Raw genomic sequence first — 1,433 nt, forward strand, 5'->3', positions numbered from 1 at the left:
AGTCGGAGTCTCTGTCAGACTCGGAATCGCTGTCGGACTCAGAATCGCTGTCTGAATCCGAGTCGCTGTCAGAATCCGACTCGCTGTCGGAATCGGAGTCGCTGTCAGAGTCCGAATCGCTGTCGGAATCCGAGTCACTGTCAGAATCTGAGTCACTGTCGGAGTCAGAGTCACTGTCAGAATCTGAGTCACTGTCGGAGTCAGAGTCGCTATCGGAATCCGAATCACTGTCGGAGTCGGAATCACAGTCCGAATCAGAATCGCTGTCCGAATCCGAATCGCTGTCGGAATCCGAGTCACTGTCAGAATCCGAGTCACTGTCAGAATCCGAGTCACTGTCAGAATCCGAATCACTGTCGGAGTCAGAGTCGCTGTCCGAATCGGAATCACTGTCGGAGTCGGAGTCGGAGTCGGAATCAGCATCGCTATCCGTATCATCGGCCAGGCCAATATTAATGGTCAGCGTCGTCGTTGCCGTATCGCCATCCGCATCCGTAATGGTGTAGGTAAAGACCTCCGTTTGACCGACAGAGTCAGCGTCTCCGGTCGCGTGATAGGTGTAAGAACCATCGGCATAGATCACCAGCGTACCGTAGGCGCCCTCAACGATCGTCCCCCCCGAGCTAACCGGTTCCGCCGTTGCCCCCGGAACCGAGGTCGCAATGATGCTGGTCACAGTAATATCCGTACCGGTATCGCCAACGTCCCCACCCGCGTCCGTCTGCAGTACGTTACCGCTGATAATCGCGGACTCGTATCCTACGGAGTCGGTTACCGCCACATCCACCGCGGTCGCTACGCTGAGATTCGCCAGGAAATTCACCAGCGTCGGCAGCAGCCCGGTATTCGTTGGCGACGAAATCACTACCGTATAGTTCCCCTCCGGCAGGTCGCTGAAGCTCGCGCTACCGCTGTAATCCAGGCTGACGCCTCCCGCCGTAATAGTCACCGCATTCGACGCCAGCGCAACCACTTCTCCGGTCACCGTATTCACCACCGCGAGATCGGCCTGGAAGGTATTCGTTCCACCCAGCAGCAGCAGTAGCGTATTAATCAGCGCCGCCGAGCTCAGCGTGGTGCCGCCGGAAATATCCAGTGCCACATCCTGAGTCGTTCCACTCGCGACAGTAAAGTCAAAGTTATTACCGCTAAGCAGCGAAACATCGACCACGCCAAGCAGGTTCACGCCTGTCAGCTGGGTAATCGTACCGTTTACCCCGTCGAGATTGTCATGGTTCTCAGAGATCAGCGCGGTATTGGTATCCGCATTGGCCTGCGGGATATCCGAATCGCTGTCAGAATCCGAATCGCTGTCAGAGTCCGAGTCGCTGTCGGAATCGGAGTCGCTGTCAGAGTCCGAGTCGCTGTCAGAATCGGCATCGCTGTCAGAATCCGAATCGCTGTCAGAATCCGAATCACTGTCGGAATCGGCA

The 1,433-nt window shown here is 56.4% G+C and carries 1 pseudogene; it reads right to left on the reverse strand.

Features of this window, described 5'->3' with window-relative positions:
- Nucleotides 1-1,433 (reverse strand): annotated as a pseudogene (locus tag ABLU96_RS11480) (hypothetical protein); the annotation flags it as partial.

This window comes from Klebsiella sp. CN_Kp106, assembly GCF_040064575.1.
GTDB classification, from domain to species: domain Bacteria; phylum Pseudomonadota; class Gammaproteobacteria; order Enterobacterales; family Enterobacteriaceae; genus Klebsiella; species Klebsiella michiganensis.